The following is a 20,525-nucleotide window of genomic DNA, read 5'->3' as shown; positions in this document are numbered from 1 at the left end:
AACGCCCCCCTCACGACAAGGGCCTCTCTGGCCTTCTCACGGCGCCGGAACCTGCTTCAAACTGGTTCAGTTCAGTGGGGCAATGTCAGTATCCAGTTGTGAACCTGCAGCCTAGGAAGCCGGGAAGATCGCGTGCTAGTGTTCAACCAGAGCGTTTACCGGGGCAGAAAGTTGGCGCAGAATCAGAATGATCGGGGCAATCAGCGTTTCATGAGTACGGATATCAAGTCACTCGGGTCCTTCGTCTGGTCCATCGCCGAACTGTTGCGCGGCGACTTCAAGCAGTCCGAATATGGCAAGGTGGTCCTGCCCTTCGTGGTGCTGCGCCGTCTCGACTGCATCCTGGAGCCGACCAAAAAGGCCGTTCTCGACATGGCGGCCACGCTTCCCGAGGATATGGACGAGGAGGCACGCGACACCCTCCTCTCCGGTGCGGTCGGACAGGACATCCGCATCTACAACCTGTCCCGCTTCACCTTCGCCTCGCTCAAGGGGCAGGACCCGAAGGACATCCACAAGAACCTCGTCGAGTACATCACCAGCTTCTCCGGCAACGTCCGCGACATCTTCCTCGACAAGTTCCTGTTCACCGACCAGCTCAAGCGGCTGAACGACGCCGGTCTGCTCTACCAGGTCTTCGACCGCTTCACCCAGATCGACCTGCATCCGGACGCGATCTCGAACCTCGAGATGGGCTATCTGTTCGAGGACCTGATCCGCCGCTTCTCGGAAATCTCCAACGAGACGGCAGGTGAGCACTACACCCCGCGCGAGGTGATCCGCCTGATCGTCTCGCTGCTGCTCATCAACGACAAGGACGCGTTGACCGGGTCGGGTGTCATCCGTCAGGTCTACGACCCCGCCGCCGGAACGGGCGGCATGCTGTCGATTGCCGAGATGGAGATGAAGGAACTGAACGAGCGCATCCGGGTCGAGCTGTTCGGTCAGGAGCTGAACCCGGAATCCTTCGCGATCTGCAAGTCCGACATGCTGGTCACCGGACACAACCCGGAGAACATCGCCTTCGGCAACACGCTGACCCAGGACGCGCATGCGACCCGGCGCTTCCACTACATGCTGTCGAACCCGCCCTATGGCGTCGACTGGAAGAAATACGCCGACCCGATCAAGGGCGAGGCAGCGGAACAGGGTATGTCGGGCCGCTTCGGCGCGGGGCTACCCCGGATCTCCGACGGACAGTTGCTGTTCCTGCAGCACATGATCTCGAAGATGCGCAACGACGAACAGGGGTCGCGCATCGGCATCGTCATGAACGGGTCGCCGCTATTCACCGGCGGGGCCGGATCGGGCGAGAGCGAGATCCGCCGCTGGATGCTGGAAAACGACTGGGTCGAGGCGATCATCGCGCTGCCGACCGATCTCTTCTACAATACAGGCATCCAGACCTATGTCTGGCTGCTGACCAACCGCAAGGACCCGGCGCGGCGCGGCAAGGTCCAGCTGATCGACGCCAGCGGCGAGCGGTTCTGGAAGTCCATGCGCAAGTCGCTCGGCTCCAAGCGCCGGGAGATTCCGTCGGAGGCCTGCGACCAGATCACCCGCATCTATGCCGAGATGCTGAACGGCGATGGGGAATGGGGTGACGTCTCCAAGATCTTCGCGAAGACCGACTTCGGCTATCGCGAGGTCCGGGTCGAACGTCCGTTGAAGCTTGCCTTCGCCGTGACGCCCGAGGGGCTGGAGGCCCTGCGAGAGGCAAAGCCCTTCCAGAAGCTGGACAAGGACGAACAGGCCAGCGTCCTGAGGGCCCTTGAGACGCATTTGCCTGCTGGCGAACGATGGATCGACCGTGACGACTTCGAGAAGGTCCTCTCCGCAGCGTTGCGCCGTGGGGGCGTCAAACTGGGTGCGCCGGTCAGGAAGGCGATCCTCTCCGCCCTATCGGAGCGTGACGAGGACGCGTGCGTCTGTACCGACAAGCAGGGAAACCCGGAACCGGACACCGATCTGCGTGACCATGAGCTTGTGCCGCTTGGCGAGGATTGGCGCGATTACGTGAGGCGCGAGGTGCTGCCCTTCATCCCCGAGGCCTGGGTGGACGAGACCTACACGGACGCGCAGGACGGCGGCGTCGGACGCGTCGGCTATGAGATCAACTTCAACCGCTACTTCTACAAATACGTGCACCCGAGACCGCTGGAGGAAATCGACGCGGAACTGAAGGCGCTCGAAGCAGAGATCGCGGGTCTGCTGAAGGAGGTGGTGGAGTGACGGACGAGACCTTTCTCGAACAGTTCTCTTCCCAATACGTTTGGACGGCCGCACCCGCAAAGCGAATGTTTCGCTATCGTAAAGAAGTCAATAAAGGGATGCGAGAGACGCATAGACTTGCTCTCACGATGAAGGGCGTAGTGGATCGTGCTCTAGACGATCTGGAAGGTCTGCAAGCATCCGATTACTCGACCTATCAGATATTTGAAGAAGGTGACCTCGTCTTCAAACTGATCGACTTGGAAAACATTAAAACAAGTCGTGTCGGGCTGGTGCCGCGACGCGGGATCATGAGTCCAGCGTATATTCGATTGGTTCCGGTACACCGAGGAGCCGACACTCGTTTCTACGCGTGGTTCTTCTTCGCCGTATACTTCAACAACATCTTCAACGGCATGGGCGGAGGCGTCAGACAAAACCTTACGCCGACCGATCTACTAGAGTTCCCAATCCCTTTGCCCGACCTTGCGACCCAACGCCGGATCGCCGACTTTCTGGACCGGGAGACCGCACGGATCGACCTGCTGATCGAGAAAAAGCATCGATTGGTGGCGTTGCTGGGGGAAGAACGCAGCGCCGTAATATCGCATTCCGTCACTAGGGGCATCGATCCTGATGCGCCCATGAAAGACTCTGGAGAAGACTGGTTAGGACAAATACCTGAGCACTGGGAAGTCGTGCCGCCGACAGTGGTCTTCACCGAGAGCAAAGAGCGCGCGCGTGATGGAGATAAGATGCTGTCCGCCACGCAGAAATATGGGGTCATTCCACTTTCAGAGTTTGAGGCACTAGAAAAACGGCAAGTGACCAAGGCATTCACCAACCTCGAACGCCGCAAACACGTAGAGATCGGCGACTTCGTTATAAGCATGAGAAGCATGGATGGTGGGTTGGAGCGAGCCCATGCGACCGGCAGTGTGCGTTCGTCTTATTCCGTTCTGAAGGCAGGTCCTGAAGTTGAGGGACGGTTCTACGGTGCAGTCTTGAAGTCCAGTCTCTACATTCAAGCGCTTCGGTTGACCTCGAACTTCATTCGAGACGGTCAGGATATGAACTTTGGACACTTCAGAAAGGTCCGCCTCCCGATAACAAGTATCTCTGAACAAACAAAAATCGCTGACTACATCGAAGCGCAAACAACTAGAATCGACGATCTCGTTTCTAAGACCAGTTCAAGCATTGATCTGCTGAAAGAATGGCGCTCCGCCCTGATCACCGCCGCTGTCACGGGTCAGATCGACGTGGAGGCGGACGCCAGATCCGGCGCAACCGACCGCCGCCTCGACACCATTCAAGAGGAGATGGGGGCGTGACGGACGCAATTGCAGACCTCAAGGCTTTCATCACCGCGAAGCTCCGCGCAAACTGCGACCCTGCCGCACCGAAAACCACGACCAGTCGGCAACTGCATCTTTCGGTCTGGACGACACGAGCGGGCCGGCGGGCAATTGGTGTCGAACTCGACCACAAGACCAAGGTCAACCTGTGGGTTGTCAGTCCGGACGTCCCTTCGGCGATACCCTCGACCGTGACGGTTGCAAACAAGCTCTGGAACGGTTCCGGCTGGGAGGACGAAGCGCCCGCCCCAGGTCGGGAGAAGCGTGGCGCAAACAGCAATCTCAGAGGCTACGACGCATTCAGAACGAAACCGCTCACCCGTCTTGGCGTTCAATCCATTGATGACGCAAGAGCCATATTGGATCACCTGTTGTCATGACCTCCACCCACACGACCGCCGACATCCACCAGGAAAAGGTCTTTGAGGCGCATATCGTCGCCTGCCTGACCTCCGGTCTCGGATATGTCGAACGCGACTGCGCAGCGCATTACAATGTCGCCCATGCGCTCGACGCCGGGTTGCTCTTCCAGTTCCTCAAGACGACACAGCCCGACTCCTGGCAGACGCTGGTGGACCACTACAGTGGACAGGCGGAAGCGGAGGTTCTGAAGCGGCTCGAACAGGCATTGAAGCAGAACCCGACACATGTCGTGTTGCGCGACGGGCTGAAGCTGGTGCCGAACATCCACTTCGCTCTTTGCCACTTCAAGCCAGCATCCAACCTGAACCCGGAGCTGACCCGCCTGTATGAGGCAAACATCCTGTCCGTGATGCGGCAGGTGACCTATTCGGCGAAGAGCAAGAACGCCATCGACCTCGTCACCTTCGTCAATGGCATCCCGGTCGCCACGCTCGAGGTCAAGAACCTTCTGACCGGACAAAACGTCAAGCACGCCGAAAAGCAGTACCGGCAGTACCGCTCCCCCGCAGGCGAACCGCTGCTGACCTTCAAGCGCGGGGCCATAGTCCATTTCGCGGTGGATCAGGACAACGTGTCGATGGCTACCCGGCTGATGAACGGCAAGACGCGCTTTCTACCCTTCAACCGGGGGCGCGACGGCGGCGCGGGAAACCCGGACGTACCCGGCGAGAACCGGGTCGCCTATCTCTACAAGGGCCTGCCGGACGGTCGCGCGGTGTTCTCACGCGAGGTGCTGCTCGACCTGATCGGACGGTTCATCCACCTCGAGCGGTCGAACGGCAAGGAGGCGCTGATCTTCCCCCGCTTCCAGCAACTCGACGCGGTGCGCAGGCTCCTGGCCGATGCACGCACGAACGGTGCAGGACAGAACTATCTGATCCAGCACAGCGCAGGGTCGGGAAAGTCAAACACCATTGCCTGGACCGCGCACCAGATCATCACGCTCCATGACGCGCACGACAAACCGCTGTTCGACACGGCGATCATCGTCACGGATCGTCTGGTGCTGGATCGTCAGTTGCAGAACACGATCAGTGGCTTTGCCCAGACCAAGGGCGTGGTGCGGAAGATCGACGGCACGTCCCGCGACCTCAAGGACGCGATCCTGAAGGGCGCCCGGATCATCATCACCACCATCCAGAAGTTCGGCACAGAGCATCTGGCGACGATCTCGGGGCAGTCGGGCCGGAACTTCGCTGTGATCATCGACGAGGCGCATTCGTCCCAGTCGGGCAAGGCGGCCCAGGCGATGACCGATGCATTGACCCGTGACGCCAGCAGTTCCGAGGATATCGAGGACATGGTCCTTGCGTTCCAGAAGGCGCGCGGACCGCAGAAGAACATTTCGTTCCTCGCCTTCACCGCGACACCGCGCAACGTCACGCTGGAGCGGTTCGGGCGTGTCGGGAGCGACGGCCGACCGCATCCCTTCCACCTCTACTCGATGCGTCAGGCCATCGAGGAGGGGTTCATTCTGGACGTGCTCCAGAACTACATGACCTACAAGGCCTACTACCAGCTCGAGAAGACCATCGAGGACGACCCGGCCTTCAAGGGACGCAAGGCACAAGCCCGCGTCGCTCGCTACGCCTCGCTCCATCCGACCGCCATAGATCAGAAGGTCGAGGTGATCGTCGAGCACTTCCGTCGCCACGTCGCCAGCGAGCTGGACGGCAGGGCGAAAGCGATGATCGTCACCCAGAGTCGCGAGCACGCCCTGCGCTACTGGCAACAGCTGAACCGCTACATCGAGGACAAGGGATACAAGGATCTCAAGGCCCTCGTCGCCTTTTCGGGCGAACTGGATATCGACGGCAATATCTGGACCGAGGCGACTGCGAACGGCTTCGCGGAGACGGAACTTCCGGCGAAGTTCGACACCGACGCATTCCAGGTTCTGGTCGTCGCCGAGAAGTACCAGACGGGCTTCGATCAACCGAAGCTCGTCGCGATGTATGTGGACAAGAAGCTTGCCGGGCTGCAGGCCGTACAGACCCTTGCCCGGTTGAACCGCACTCATCCCGACAAGGACCGCACCTTCATCCTCGACTTCCAAAATACGATGGATGAGATCCGGGAAGCGTTCGCGCCCTTCTTTGAGGCGACTGCCCTGGAGGAGCGAACAGACCTGAACCAGATCTACGACCTCGAGGGCCGCATCTCGAACACGACCTACATCCACAAGGATGAGATCGAGCGCTTCGCCGATCGGTTTTTCAAAGGCGCTCTGACCACCCAGGACCGTCTGGCGCTCGAAGGCACTGTCCGTCTCGCGGTTGGACGCTTCGAGTTGGACGAGGACGAGGCGCAGAAAGAGGAATTCCGCCAGCTTCTGCGAAGCTACCAGCGGTTCTACGCCTTCGTCGCACAGGTCATTTCGCTGGACGATGCATGGCTCGAAAAGCTCTACGTCTATACGTCCTGGCTGTCTCGCCTGCTGCCGTCGCGCGATATGCCTGCCGACATCACGATCACCGACGACATGCTGAACCTCTCCGCCTTCAAGCTGCAGAAGGGCGAGGAAGGCAGCGCCTCCCTTGCCGCAGGTGACGGCACGACCCTCGATCCGATCACCGAGTTCGGGGCCAATGCCTACACCGAGGAGGAAGAAAAGGCGCTGTCGGAAATCATTGACTCGTTCAACGATCGGCATGGAACCGACTTCTCACGCGAAGACTTCCTGCGCATGGAACGGGTTAACCGGGACATCATGAACGATGACATGACCGATATGGTCAGGAACAACCCGGCCGACGTTTCCTACAACGCGTTTTCCGAGGCGTTCTTCCGCGGGCTTGTTCGGGAGTTCCAGCGCGACAACGAATTCCGCAGTGTCGTGATGACCGACCGGGATGCGCGTGAGCAGATGACACGCTTCGCCTTCAAGCGCGCACAGCGGATGGCGCGTGAGATGTGATCAATCTCTCCGACAAGGAGGTCGCGATGGACTGCCTCGGGTTAAACGGCAAGGAATGGTCAATCATCGAACCGCCTTTGCCGCGCGAGAGCCGAAGCTCACCCTAAGATTTACCCTGGATTGGTCACTAGGGGCAGATCAATCTCGCATCCTGCCACTAAAAACCTTAATAATTCTAACAATACAGACTCAGCGCAGCTTTCAACAAGCTTCCGTTCAGAAACAATATATCCTTATTGCTCGCAAATTTGGAGCGTGGTGTCGTAAAAGCCACATTTTGTGTACTTGGTGGGGGGATACAATGCGAATTATGCGGTCCATAGGAACGAGCTACACACGGTTTGCGGATCGGAAGGAACGGGAGGACAAGGCTCCCGACGAGTCACAGAGAGCACTTCCGTCACGGGGGCTGCTCTTGGCCGGTCGACACTCCGCGCACACTGGAACGATCGCGCCTACATTGTCCGAGGAGGAGAGGTTCCTCGATTATCTGGAGGAAGATGCCCGACTTGCCATGCGCCAGTACATCCAGTGCCTCGACACCGTGCTCCGCAAGCCACGGAGCCTTCGAGGCATGGACTTGGACTCCTATCGCGCCCGGACTTTTCTTGGCGAGTGCCTATGGGATCTTTTCGCAAGCCGTCATCTTGCTGATGCGGGCGAGGCGATCAATGGTGTCCCCCTTCGTGATCTCTGGCGGGCCAAGGTGCATCCCTATGCTGAGGCCGAGGTGAAGTGGCTGTTCCCAGACCGGGATGAAAACGCAAAGAAAATCAAGGAATACGTTGCCCAGAGGCCTGCATGTCGTCGAAATGAATGTGTCAGCTGGACGAGATGGGTCAAAGTCTTCGGTGTTCCGCTCGGTGCCAGGGAGCTTGAGCGATATCGCAAGGCGGCTGTGAGGATACAGGATCATCTTTTGAGCCGCGAGATGAAGATCAGCGGCCAGTGTCGCACCCGAAGAAAGGTTCCGGTAACGGATGGCTTCATTCGCGAGCGGGGCAATGCGATTGTTCAGTCGGTTTCCGACCCTCGTGTCCGGAGAGAGCGGGCCAAGGTCGCATGGGGTGAGAAAGAAAAAACTCTCTATCGACGCCCGGGGGACGTTGCGGCAAAAATCCGGGAAGCGCTCATCTATGGCCCGCGGCGCGAGCGGCCGAGCAAAATCGTTGGCAGCCTTCTCTACGATCACTTCGGTGCCATCGGGGGGGCGAAGAAGACGACGTTCAAGCCGCCCCAGACGCTCTGGAACCTGCACAATGCGGTGAGATTATACTACAAGCGTCTCCTCGAAACGCGCCGCTTCATGGAAGCGGTTCGTTCGGAAGACCATGTCAAGCTTTCGCATCTGCTTCCCGCGACTCTCGACAAGCTCTTTGCGCGCTTGAAAGGAGCTTCGAATGGGCAGGAACTCCAGCGCAGGATCCGCGTAGGCAAGCTGTTTGCCCATGCTGTTGAACTCTGCTTCGTGGAGAGTGATACACGCGACGACAACTTTGACGCCCTGGTGAAGCAGGCCATGGATTATTTCGCCACCAGCATTGGCCAAGCCGATATCAAGCGAAACGAGGCCTTTGTTCGTGTCTTGCGCACGTCCGTTGCTCTTGCGCAGCGCACGATGCATGCTTGGCTGCAACCGGGATATGTGTCGGCGCTGGCGCTTGCACAAAAGACCAGCAACGAAGACCAGATGGCGGTCTTGAGCGACCATGACGTTGCAACGACGGCTGTCGGCGCGTTGGCCCTCACGAACCTCGAAGCCAGACGCGCGAACGAGCATGGTCGCGTGATCTTTGGAAGCCGGTCATTCACGGTGCGTATCTCGGATCTGTCGGATGGCAAGCTGGTCAAGGTCAGTCGCACGCAAATTCTGTTCGACGGGAGCCAGACTGACAAGGAAGTCTTGTGGGGACTGCTGCGTTACGCCGCCCGCATTCGCGATCTCGGCTATCACTTCAACACCAAGGTGCGCTTCCTGAGCCGTGTTGCCGGGGCCACGCTCCTCGAGCCCTTTGGCAAGAAGGTTGACGCCGTTCCTTTCGTCGATCGCAGCAGCCTTGCACACGTCATCACCGCCGAGGCTCTTGACCGGATCAAGCGCCTGCTCGAGTTCGATCTTCAGATCGAGGCGTCTGTTCTCGCACAGGAGCTCAACCGCATTGGCTTTGCCGGGTATGTGCCTGACGAGAGGCGTCCCGAGACACTGGCTCTCATCGGTCGTGCGCCGGCCAGCGATGACCGGGTCACTCCGAAATTCATGCAGGTTCTGAAGAAAGCACACCACCTCGCGACGGGTGATCCCAAGGAGGCACGTGACGATCTTCTTCTGCCTTTCGCCGGACTGCAGCTCAGTGATCTGTCGAAGGGCAAGGCCAGGGAGATTGTGGACGAGGCTTCTCGCGCGCGCACTGTCAATCATGACCGGATCGGCCTGCTGCGCTTGTTCTATGATCGCGCCTTTCCGGCCTGGCTTGAGGAAAAGGAGGGGGATCCATCCTTCGCGAAGGCGGTCTTTTCGCGGATGCTCGAGGCAAAACACCGGCGTCGCGAGGCCTTCGACAAGAAGAAGAAGGGCGAGAGTGCGCCCAGGGAGGAGAGCTTCGCAGAGCGCCTGTTGACCCAGGCTGTGACCCTTGCCGAGATGGAGCTGCTTCTGCAGTCCGAGGCGCTTCTGGAAACCGAACCTGACGTCGACGACGGGCGGTTGCTGGAACATTTCGAAGCCCTCGCGGACGCCGCGGCGGAGGCGGATGGCCGGCAGCCGCAAAAAGACGGGAAGGCAGAAAACCTGTCGGATCCCTACGTTCCCGATCGCCAGTTGCAACAGGAACAGGCCAGCCGGTTGCAGGAGTTCCGCCGGGAGCTCTACGGCTACCTCTTCGCCGCATTCCTGAATGAGCGCCTGCCCGGGAGCGAGCGCAGCAAAACGCCGGCCGGGACAGGCGTCGGCGCTGTCGTGACGGACAAGAGCTGGATCTGGTCGCTCGATATGGCCCGGGACCCTGCTGCGAAGAGGAAGCCACCGGTCACGGCACAGGAAATCTCGGACAGCAGCGCAGCGTCCGCGCGCGAGGACTATCCGGATTGGCTTAAACTCTTTTATGCTTGGCTTTATCTCGTTCCGCCGAGCACCATTGCACAGCTTCAGCATCAGTTCCGGAAAACAGCGATCCTGGAGCGCAAGGCGACCAGGGACAGGCGGAATGTGTTGTGGTCGCAGAACCCCGCCGACGAGCAGCAGCAGAGAATCCTGCGATTGCTTGACCCGGACGGCGTCGGGGAGGCCAGCTCGAGCGCCGAGGCATCGGGCAGGCCAGTCGCGCCTTCAAGGTCGCAGAGCGATCAAATCTTGCGCCAGCTCGACCGGGTCATGGGGCTCTATACCCGGGTTCAGGCTGCAGGCTTCTCCGGAGCAGAGATCGACAGTCGGGAGTTTTTCCAGAACACTGGCGATTTTGCTGCGGTATGGCCGGCTCTGGGCAACGCCGGTGAAGGCGCAGCCGCTGACGAAGCCGCAGGGGAGGCTCCGCTCATGCTGGCCGGCACGCTTGCCGGGCTTCGCCAGATGCGGCGCTTCAACACGCTACCCCTGCTCAGGAGCACTTTTGGCAAGCACAAGGTGCAGCCTGCGGAGGTTCTGCTGTTCAAGGCGATGCGGGACGATGCATCGCTGACGCCTTTCACCGAGAAGGAAAGGCTGCACAAGGCCTTGACCGAAGGCGCGCGCGCCACGAAGCGACAGGATGACCAGCTTCAGAGGCTGGCGACGGAGTACAAGGAAAAAGCTGCGGAGGTGAGCAGGTACAACTTCGCGATTTCCGCGGTGCGCCTGTCCGACTTTGCCAATCTCCAGCATCTGCTGATGGAGATTCTGGCACGGCTGACCGATTTCTCGGCCATGTGGGAGCGCGATCGTGACTGCGCCTTGCTGGCCGCCTGCTACGAGGAGATACCGGACCTGCGCCTGGTCGCAGCCAGGTCCGGGGTCACGCTGGTCTCAGAAACGGCGGCGTTTTCCGCCACCGTCTTCAGCCCGTCCTCGGGCTTCCGGTACGCCGCCGCAGCCATCGAGAGGGCCGGACCGAACGGATTGTCAGAAGGTACCCGCGTGCAGCTGGGCCGGTTCTTCGGGCTGTTCAGGTCGCGAGGGGAGCGTCGGCAGGAGCATTCTCTCGACAAGGCCTTTCGGGAAAGGCGCAACGCCGAGCTTCGCAAGGCGGGGAAACCGCTGCTCCAGCCGAATGTCGGGCACAGCTTTGACCTTGACCAGATCCGCAAGGATCTTGCTCACTTCAACATCCTTGACGGCAAGCCGGACCAAAGCGGTCAGGGGCGGACGACGCATCGCAGGGACATCAACCTGACCTATGTGATCAATGCGGTGAGAGCCCTTCTCAGCCACGATCGCAAGCTGAAGAACGCGGTGCCCAAGGCCATCGCCGACATCCTGCAGCGCCAGGGGCTCGCACTGGACTGGCGGTTCTCGCGCGACCGACTGCGTGCCGCCGAACTGCGGCCGGTTCTCTTGCCGCATCTGGCCTTTCTCACCCTCAGGCTTGACCAGGGGGACGGCACCCGCCAGCGTCAGTCGATGGCGTTCCCGCTGCCCCGGGTGTCGCCGCGCCAACTGTCGATGACGCGCGCCCTCTTCGACTTCGGCTCCTCCGGCCATGTCAGGAACGGGGCCACGGGCAATCCGTGTCTGGCATATCCGGAGACTGTTGCGGACGCGTTGCGCCAGTCCGGCGTACCGTCGGCGATGGCCGACTTGGACCAATTGGCCTCAGATTATGGCAAGTAACTGAAATGAAAAAAATTTTTAGTCTCCCAGCATCAGCATATACCCGTCTGTGTGTCGCTGGGCAGAAAAAGGCAATCGGCTTCAGAACCGTGCTCACTTGTGTTAGTTCTGGCAAGGGGTTACAAAGGGGGAGTTCAGGATGACCGCCATTTTCACGGCGGACTGAACCGTTTTTTCATGGGGAAACGCTCCTTCAAGGTTCAGGATGACCGCCATTTTCACGGCGGACTGAACCTTTACTCTCCGTAAAGCTATGTGTGATTGTTCAGGATGACCGCCATTTTCACGGCGGACTGAACCTCTCAAGAAGAGTGAAAAAGATGGTATTGCGTTCAGGATGACCGCCATTTTCACGGCGATTGCGCCCGTTCGGGGGGCTTTGCTCGGGAACCTGGGAAGAGCAGGATGGAGGACGACAATCTCTGGCAGAGGGTGACGAGCGAGGCAGCCCTGCAGTCAGCCTGGTACAAGGTCAAGGCCAATGGAGGCGGTCCGGGCGGCGACCTTGTGACACCGGCGGAGTTTCAGCGGGATCTCTTCGCCAATATCACCCAGTTGCGCGCGGAGTTGCTGGCGGGCTCCTACCGCACCGGGCCATTCCGCAAGGTCAGCATTCCGAAGAAGAAGCCCGGCTATCGTGTGCTGACGATTCCCGGAATTCGCGATCGAGTTCTGCACACAAGCCTAGCAGCCACGCTCACACCCATCCTGGACGCCCTGTTCGAGGACAGTTCCTTTGCCTACCGCCCTGGCCGCGGTGTCGTACACGCGGTCGAGCGTATCGAACGCTGGCGACGCCGGGGATACGACGTCGTCATCGAGGCTGACATCGTCAGCTATTTCGACAATATCGATCAGGAAATCCTTTTCGACAAACTGCAGCCGGTGCTGGCCCCCTTGCCCGGCAGCGCGGCAGTGCTGGCCTTGGTCAGGCGGATCTTGGCGGATCAGGGGCAGGCCCTTGGAACACCGGGACGAGGTCTCGTGCAGGGATCTCCCTTGTCACCGCTGCTCGCCAATCTCTATCTGGACGCCTTGGATGAGGAGATCGATGCGCTCGGCGTCAAGATTATCCGCTTCGCCGATGACTTCGTCATCTTGTGCAAGAGCCAGCGCAAGGCCGAGAAGGCCTTGCAGCGGTGTGTCGAGGTCCTCGCGGTCCATGGGCTGAAGCTGCATGACGAGGGCACCCGCATCGTCAGCTTCGACCGTGGATTCGACTTCATCGGGTACCTTTTCCTACGCACGCTTGCCCTGCAGCAGAAACCGGATCCGGCTGTGCCGCAACGCGCCGCCGTCAAGTCGCACATAACCGACGAGGGAGTGATCGAGCTGGAAGAGGCCGGCTCGAGCTTCGACCCCGGTGCGCGCGTGCTCTATGTCCTGGATCAGGCCCACAGCCTGTCGACTCGCAATCGCAGTTTCTCGGTCCTGCGGGACGACGGAACGGAACTGATCGCCCTGCCGTATCGCCGCATAGGGCGGATCGAGGTCGCTCCGGCCGTTGCCTTTACACGCAATGTCATTGATCTGGCGTTAGAAACCGGAACAGACTTGGTGCTTCTCGACGGGTTTGGGCAAACGCGCGGCTGTGTGGTGCCGCCGTACGGGCGCAAGGGCGGGCTCATCCTGGCGCAGGCCTCGGTCGCCCTGGATCCCGAACGGGCTCGTGCCATCGCGCGATGCTTGGTTGATGCGCGACTGCGCAACCAGCGAGCGCAACTCTCGCGGCTGAACCGGACCAGGCAACGGTCGGAGGTCCGTTCTGCGCTTGATGCCATCGGCCGGCAACTGCGAAAGCTGGACCATGCCGGGACGGTGGAGGAACTCAGAGGCCTTGAGGGTGCCGCAACCGCGACGTACTGGCCGGCGCTTGCGCTCCTTCTGGACACGCCGCTTGAGGCCCCGTTTCGCCGGTCTCGCCCGGCCGCGGATGACGTCAATGCCGCCATGAACTATCTGACCGCCCTCCTGGAACGCGATACCCGAGCGGCCATCCAGTTCGCGGGTCTCCATCCCGGTATTGCCTGCCTGCACGCCAGCAAGGATCGTCATGATGGGCTGGTCTACGATCTGATGGAGCCTTTCCGGGCGCCGCTGACCGAGGGGCTTGTCATCTATCTGCGCAATGCCCGGAGATTGCGTCCGGAGATGTCGGAGACCGTGGACGGACGTCGGATCGAGATCTCCGCCGAGGGCCGCAAGGCATTGATCCTTGCGTACGAGACCGCCGTGGCGCGTCGTGTCAACCGGCCCGATGGCGGCGGCAAGCTGGCCTGGCGCTCCATGATGCGATTTCAGGCGCAGAGCCTCGCGGCGGCAATGCGCTCGGGGGATCCTGACGCGTTTCGTCCCTATTTGATGGAGGTTTGACAATGGCACGCGAGCAGCATTTGCGTGTTCTTTGCTACGATGTCAGCTGCGATAGAAAACGGCGAAGGATTGCCAGGATCCTCGAGGAAAGAGCTTCGCGTGTACAGTTTTCCGTTTTTGAGGCGCGCCTGACGACGAGCCAGACCGATCGTCTGGCGACCCAGGTCGAGGCACTGCTGGACAAGGGTGACAGCCTGCGCGTGTACACGATCGGCCGCAGCGGCGAACGGCACTGCCGTGTATATGGAGCTGGCGTTCCGGTCGAGACAGAGGCTGGGTTCTGGCTGCTCTAGGTGACGCCCTCATAAACTGGGTAGCCAAATCACGCTTGTTTTGATTCAAGCTCCGCAAGGAGTTTGCAATGGCCCGTTTTGATATGAGCGATGCGGAATGGTCGGTGATCCAGCCACTTCTTCCCACGAAGGTGCGTGGCGTTGCCCGTGTCGATGACCGTCGGGTGATCAACGGTATTCTTTGGCGCTGGCGCACGGGCGCGCCGTGGGCGGATATCCCTGAACGCTATGGTTCCCACAAGACCTGCTACAACCGCTTCGTGCGATGGCGAGCCGCCGGCGTCTGGGATCGGATATTGAAAGCCGTATCAGCCGCTTATGACGGCGACATCCAGATGATCGATAGCTCCTCTATCCGCGTTCACCAGCATGGTGCCAACGGGGATAAAAAGGGGGATCCGGTTGCATGGGACGTTCCCGGGGCGGCCTGACCAGCAAGACCCACGCGGTGTCAGTCGTCCTCGATGGTTTCGCCCGATCCGGAGAATTGCCCCCATGCAATCTGCTTCAGATAAATTGGATATTTCTCACGCATCATCAGAGAGTTTCAAGGAGAGGTCAGCATGACCGCATATTCAAGGCGGACTGGCCCTCGGCATTCTGCGGTGTGGTATCGGAAGTTCAGGATGACCGCCATTTTCCACGATGGATACGTTCTGAACATTTTGCCTCATGCGCCTTCTCTGCGTTGCGGATCTGCGAGAAGTGAGGAACACTTGGAGGACTGAGTCATTTGGAGGGGAAATGCTTTCTCAGAGCAATATCCTGTTCGGCAGGCAGCAGCAGGAAGAGCGGCAGCCGCGGCATCTGGAAGTGGGTATCGGTGATCGACCAGGGCTCCAGAAGGGCTGCCTGTCCCTCAATCACAAGGATACCTGCACGCCCCTCTACTCGGCGACCGAGTTCGTTGCACGTGCAACTGAAGAAGAACTGCTAACTTGGCGCAACGCCATCCCCTTCGGCTCAGGGGGGGACCCGTTTGCGGGACTCACGGTCGCTGTCGAGGACGCATCGCCGGACACTTGCGTAGCTCTGGTGTGCCTGAGGGAACGACTGTGCACTCGGCCACTTGCTCAAGCTTGGGTCGCCTTCGCCTCCGAGTGGGAGCAAGGCTTTACGCCGCCGGGCGTTGAAGTCGAGCGAATGGCGGGAGTCCTGATAAATGCCTTCACACATGCCCTTTTCGAGAGCCGAGAGGGTGGAGGCGTCGCTCTTGATGACGAAGGGCAGAAAAGTCCCCTCGCGTCTGCAGTTGACTATGTGGCAGGGCTTGTCCTTGCCGGAGTCGACCCTTGGAATGTGCCGGACCTCTTGCCAGAAAAGGCGGGAGCTGAGGCCATTCGGCTACACAAAATTGCACGCCTGGCCCTTGCACGCGAACAGACCCACTACCGGCGCGCCCTGGCCGGAGCCCTCAAGCTTCAGCTTTCCGTTCCGCTTCAGGGCACGCGCAGGCGCATGGATATCGATGCTGTCTTTATGACCGAGGTCGAGTTTACCGGTGTCTTGAAGGTTCTGCTTCGACGAGACGGAACTGCTCCACTTGGTCGAGGCTATCCCCTTTGGGGGCTCTATCGACCGACCATGCGTGGAACGGGCTTCGACATGACGATATCGACGGACCCAGCTGAGCGCATAGATCTAAAACAGCTGTGGATCGAGATCGAGCGGGCAGAAGAGGAGGCTTGGGTCGCGTATGCCGCAACGCATGGCTCTGAACACGGCCGTCCTCGGGAACCACAGCGAAGTGGCATGCTTAGCTTCTATGAAGAGCCAAAGATATGTGCACCCTCGTGTCAGCCCTGGTGGGAGGGGCGCCCTCTCTATTCGATGATTGCAGCGCCAAGATCGGTCACTGTGGCTGGCGAGACGATACCTGGCACTCGTCTTGAGTGGGCTCAGGTGCTCCGGATTTTATGGCACCTGTACTCGCCAGCTCAAGGTCTCTCACTGCGGCGCTTTGAGGCGCCGTCTGAGCCTGGCTGGCGTCTGCTTGACCAACCACCCGCTCAGGCACGTCGAGTTCTTGTCAACAAACGAACCGAGCTCTTTGGCGTGAGACTCAGTCTTACACCCGCGACCTCTGGGGCTCCTTTTTCCTGGTCGCCCGTCATAGCGGCCAGCTTTGCCGCCTTTATTGACGTCGGGCGCATCGAAATGAACCGGTTGCCCCCGGCGGAAGATTTCGACGTCATTGAGGCGCGTGGCGGAATAGTCATGGTCACGGCGCGTGGGATGTTGTTGCTGGAGACCACTTCACGGGCGAATTTCCCGATGGAAGAGCTAGATCGATCCGCACGCGACGTAGCAGCAACGTTGGACTGTGCGAGGGCGATTATCGATCAAATCAATGGCATTGTAAGAAATCTCGTCGTGAAGGCTATCAATACTGGGCGCGCAGGCGACAAGCGCAGAGCACTCAAGGCGATTTATGATGCAAAGCTGAAAGCTAGAGAGACCTGGGCACAAAGCGCCAAGTTCGAGGAAGATCCCCTCGTTCGGCGGTTTCGTGAGCTCTGCGAACATCGTTGGAAAGCGGAAGGAAGGCTCACGGCGGCATTGGCGGAAATAGCAGAACTGGAGACCATGGTCGTCTCCTCCAGTGAAGTTCGTGCAAATGCAACGCTAAACGCCATCGCATTCTTTGGGTTTCCGCTATCGATCTGCGGCAACCTTCTTGGAGGCCTTCTAATCGCCGATCAGAAATTTGCATCGGAAGAAGGATATATTTTTTCTCTTTTGGGGGTCGAAATTATTTTGCCAATATTAGGAATATTCTTCATATCATCATCAATCTTGCTTGCTGCAATTTGGTTATTTGCAAAGATCAACGACAATCGCTGGAAGCCCGGGCGAGACGTCTGACGTATATCTATTCCCCGCAGTCCAAGGAACGCCAAATATAATATTTTTAAACAACGAAAAATATTAATATAATTATTTAAATATCGCACCGTTTTTGAAAGTAATTGATGTTACCAATGTAAGATATTGAAAATTCATCAGCAACGCATCGTCATAACTCCTTCGGAAGCCCTGAACAATGGAGGAAATCTCCACGCAGTGACCTGCACGCTAGGAGACAATGGGTTCTGCGAGTTCGTATAAAACCCCCTCCTCCAAGCCATGCGTCTTCCCGCGCCACCTCTGGGGTGTGCTCTCTTTGGCTCCACCGGTGGGAGATCTATCCCCCGGCCCCCGCACACGCAGAGGAGATGTGCACGGCCGCCCTTCCCTGCGACCGTGCTCTTTGCATCGCGCGTTGCTCACACCCAGGGTGCGGCCTGAGCAAGATGGCCGGCGCGTCCTCCTCACCAGGTCGTAAGCGCGGAGCGCTTCCAGGTGTCGGGCGCGGTGCAGACATAGATGTGCTCGTCATCCCAGGCGATCTGGCCGGTCTCGCCGGTGTCGGTGGCACTTGCCGGGGTTTTCGGGCTGGTCACCTGCACACTGTCGTCGTTGACGACCAGCTTCGAGGCGCCGGAGGTGGCGCCAATGAGGAACTGACCACCGGAGGCGATCCGGGCAGCCTCCGTACCGCCATTGTAAAACACCGTGTTGTCGCTCGCGATCAGCGAGATCCGCGTCCCGCTGACGTCCGCTCCGGCCCCCTCACCCGCGACCATGACAGCGCGTCCAGGCGTCGAGGCGTGCTCATTGCCGCAGACATACATGTAGGCACCGCGCGACGAGGTGAACCCACCGCCCCCCAACAACGCCACACGCGCACTGTCTGCCCCATCCGAACTGGTCGGATAGAGCCGGGCATCATCAGACAGGAATGCGATGTTCCCGCCCAGGGTCGCAGCGCCGGAAACACTGAACGTACCCTTCACGTCGAAGTCGTGGTCTGGGGATGAGGTTCCGATCCCAACCCGCCCGGAACTATCGACACGCATCGCCTCGACACCACCATCGCTGGCCCCGGCACCATACCGAAAGACAACAGATCCCGTGCCGCCCGAGATATTGACGTCGTCATTTCCCAGAAGAACCTTCGCGCGCCCCGCACCGCCCTTGATATTGAGAAACGCAGACGGCGAAGCAGGCCGGATCAGATTGTCATTGCCGTAGGCCGTCCCCGCACCGGTACCCACCTTGAACGCCTCACGCGCACGGATGTCCCCGTGGACATCAACCGGATAGTTCGCGGATGAGCCGCCAACCGCCAGACCGGTCGGCGTGAACCGGGCCACCTCCGTCTCATTCACGGCCATGATCACGTCGCGCGAGGCACTGTTCGTTCCAACCCACAGTCCGGCCCCATCCGCAGCAAGGCCCGCCTTGAACCCGTTGCCGTTGATGGTGACCTGACCGGTCCACGAGCCATCGGGCGTATGATCCTCACCGTCGCCGGCAAGAACATGCCCACCAATAACCAGCTTGTAGGCGCTCGAGACATTGCCTCCAATGGCAAACCCCAGCGGACTGAACCGGAACACTTCCTCGCCCCCGGCCCCGCCGGCCACGACATCTCCGCCGGGGAAGAAGAAGCCCGTGTTGGTGTCCCCCTCCCGGGCGATTGCCGGCGCCGCGGCACTGCCGTCGGCAAAGCGTGTCTGGCCGGTCAGACGGGGGTTCGCGAAATCCGCCCCGTCAAGGCTGAGCCCCTTGACCGTCACCTTGCCCGTCTCGCTGTCGATGCGCAGCCGGTCGTCATAGGTGAACAGCGTGCCGTCCGGGCTGTACTGGATCACGAAATCCTTGTCCTCGGGCGCCAGGCCCCAGCGGAACCGCTCGTGTCCGCCCTCGCGCAGATAGACGAGCGCCGCGTTTGCGCGGGTGGCGCGATCGAGTGTCAGCAGCCGCGTCGGGCCGACCGCGTTCACGGTATTCGCCATGCTCTCGAGAAGGTCATTCAGCTTGATCAGGATTTCGCGTTCACTCGACATGTCATCAGCTCCTTTTTCCCACGAAAAAGCCGCCTCCGGATCCCGGGGCGGCTTGGACAAAATCCGGTTGCAGGCCGACGGCTGGATGGCCGTTGCCCTCACACGGGACCAGCGATGTTGCGGTGATGTTGAGGGCAACGCCTGGTGTTGCGCCCTCATTGTTGCGTTTGTTGCGGCTTTGTTTTTGCCGTCAGACTGGCGAACCCAAACACTAAGTCCGCCCGTATTGTGTTTGGTCCTGGTACGGTCCCTAAACGCGCCCGCCGGCCGGTCACCAGTCACGAAAAAGCCCGGCCGGGGTTTCCCCCGCCGGGCGCAAATCTCGAGACTGTCAAACTATTGCGGGCAACCTGTACCAGGTGTCAACTCCAACGCGGACAGGCGTCCCGTTGGACGCCACCCAATAGACCCTTGCAAACTCTTTTCGGAGCTTGAATCGAACCGGGTCTGATTTGGCTATCCCGTTTGTGAGGGCGTCACCTAAGCTGCCACTCCGCTCCAAACGTTGATGCGTGGAACATCGACATCCTCTGTTTCATGAGTATTTTCAACGGCGTTATCTGATTTATCAGCTCTCGTTTCCAATTTCCAATTCGCTTAGCGCCCCTTGGCTCTGTTTACCGCTATCCGTCACAATAAGCGGAGCTGTGATCTTCGCCGGCAGGTCTACCAAGACTGGCCAGTCGTCAAGCATCTCGACCATTCCCGTCGGCGAGACCAGAAAATCGGCATTGAAGACCGCGTTGCTGTAGAAGACCGGCGCCGACAGGCGGAACTTGCCATCTGAATCTGTACCGTACAATCGCGGCGGTTCGGCGTGATCGATAACACCCGTGGCCTCCGAGGGAAGCAGGGGGTCCGCAGTCTCAGCGCAAATATGGTACGGGCCTTCTTCGCCGCGGAGAAAGAAGCAGAAGAACCGGAGATAGTCGGCCACGAGCTCTTCGGTGAGTTTGAGAGGTGCCTTGGCATTGACCTCATGGATCGGCGGTGAGGCTCCTTTGAGACGGTAGAGTTCTCCATCTTGCCGCTGGATAAGATAGACGCAGACACCTTCCGGCAGCCAGGCGGGATCAGTGAGCCGGATCAGGTCAAGCCCGGGATAGAAATCGAGAACGAAGACCTCTCCCGCAGTTTCGGGGGAGAAGGCACCTTTCCCGTCCACCGGGTCAAGCCGGTCAGCAAGAGCCGACATCTCGCGCATATCAAGGCGACGATGCAGTGATGGCAGGAATGTGTGGCGCGGGTCCGACATCG

Annotated in this window: 10 protein-coding genes and 1 pseudogene; 9 read left to right on the top strand and 2 right to left on the bottom strand. The window is 59.7% G+C overall.

Features of this window, described 5'->3' with window-relative positions; all coding sequences use genetic code 11:
• Positions 1–210: 210 nt before the first annotated feature.
• The 9 genes and pseudogenes from ACYX4S_RS06930 to ACYX4S_RS06890 all read left to right on the top strand — a co-directional run bounded on the left by ACYX4S_RS06930 (position 211) and on the right by ACYX4S_RS06890 (position 17,241).
• Positions 211–2,232, top strand: a complete 2,022-nt coding sequence (locus tag ACYX4S_RS06930) for a type I restriction-modification system subunit M (protein WP_476362360.1) — start codon at positions 211–213, stop codon at positions 2,230–2,232.
• Positions 2,229–3,545, top strand: a complete 1,317-nt coding sequence (locus ACYX4S_RS06925) for a restriction endonuclease subunit S (protein WP_476362359.1) — start codon at positions 2,229–2,231, stop codon at positions 3,543–3,545. Before ACYX4S_RS06930 ends, ACYX4S_RS06925 begins: the two co-directional genes overlap by 4 nt.
• On the top strand, positions 3,542–3,949 hold the full coding sequence (locus ACYX4S_RS06920; protein ID WP_476362358.1) for a hypothetical protein: 408 nt from the start codon (positions 3,542–3,544) through the stop codon (positions 3,947–3,949). The genes ACYX4S_RS06925 and ACYX4S_RS06920 overlap by 4 nt, the downstream gene beginning before the upstream one ends.
• A complete protein-coding gene (locus ACYX4S_RS06915) occupies positions 3,946–6,909 on the top strand; it encodes a type I restriction endonuclease subunit R (protein WP_476362357.1) in 2,964 nt (987 codons plus the stop codon). The genes ACYX4S_RS06920 and ACYX4S_RS06915 overlap by 4 nt, the downstream gene beginning before the upstream one ends.
• Positions 6,910–6,964: 55 nt before the next feature.
• A complete protein-coding gene (gene cas13a / locus ACYX4S_RS06910) occupies positions 6,965–11,710 on the top strand; it encodes a type VI-A CRISPR-associated RNA-guided ribonuclease Cas13a (RefSeq protein WP_476362356.1) in 4,746 nt (1,581 codons plus the stop codon).
• 405 nt (positions 11,711–12,115) lie between these two features.
• Positions 12,116–14,083 (top strand): CRISPR-associated endonuclease Cas1, encoded by a 1,968-nt coding sequence (cas1, locus tag ACYX4S_RS06905; protein WP_476362355.1) that lies wholly within the window; start codon positions 12,116–12,118, stop codon positions 14,081–14,083.
• A gap of 2 nt (positions 14,084–14,085) precedes the next feature.
• Positions 14,086–14,376, top strand: a complete 291-nt coding sequence (gene cas2, locus ACYX4S_RS06900) for a CRISPR-associated endonuclease Cas2 (RefSeq protein WP_476362354.1) — start codon at positions 14,086–14,088, stop codon at positions 14,374–14,376.
• 68 nt (positions 14,377–14,444) lie between these two features.
• A pseudogene (locus ACYX4S_RS06895) lies at positions 14,445–14,827 on the top strand (IS5 family transposase); the annotation flags it as partial.
• Positions 14,828–15,120: 293 nt separating this feature from the next.
• A complete protein-coding gene (locus ACYX4S_RS06890) occupies positions 15,121–17,241 on the top strand; it encodes a hypothetical protein (RefSeq protein ID WP_476362353.1) in 2,121 nt (706 codons plus the stop codon).
• Positions 17,242–17,687: 446 nt separating this feature from the next.
• On the opposite strand, the gene ACYX4S_RS06885 is transcribed toward ACYX4S_RS06890, so the two are convergent.
• On the bottom strand, positions 17,688–19,268 hold the full coding sequence (locus tag ACYX4S_RS06885; RefSeq protein WP_476362352.1) for a hypothetical protein: 1,581 nt from the start codon (positions 19,266–19,268) through the stop codon (positions 17,688–17,690).
• A gap of 568 nt (positions 19,269–19,836) precedes the next feature.
• The gene (locus tag ACYX4S_RS06880; RefSeq protein ID WP_476362351.1) at positions 19,837–20,523 is read right to left on the bottom strand and encodes a hypothetical protein; all 687 of its coding nucleotides are present in this window, start codon (positions 20,521–20,523) and stop codon (positions 19,837–19,839) included.
• Positions 20,524–20,525 lie beyond the last annotated feature (2 nt).

Source organism: Stappia sp. ABD4_338, from assembly GCF_056312175.1.
The sequence above is the reverse complement of the archived record's forward strand: the minus strand, read 5'-3'. Positions and strand labels throughout refer to the sequence as shown.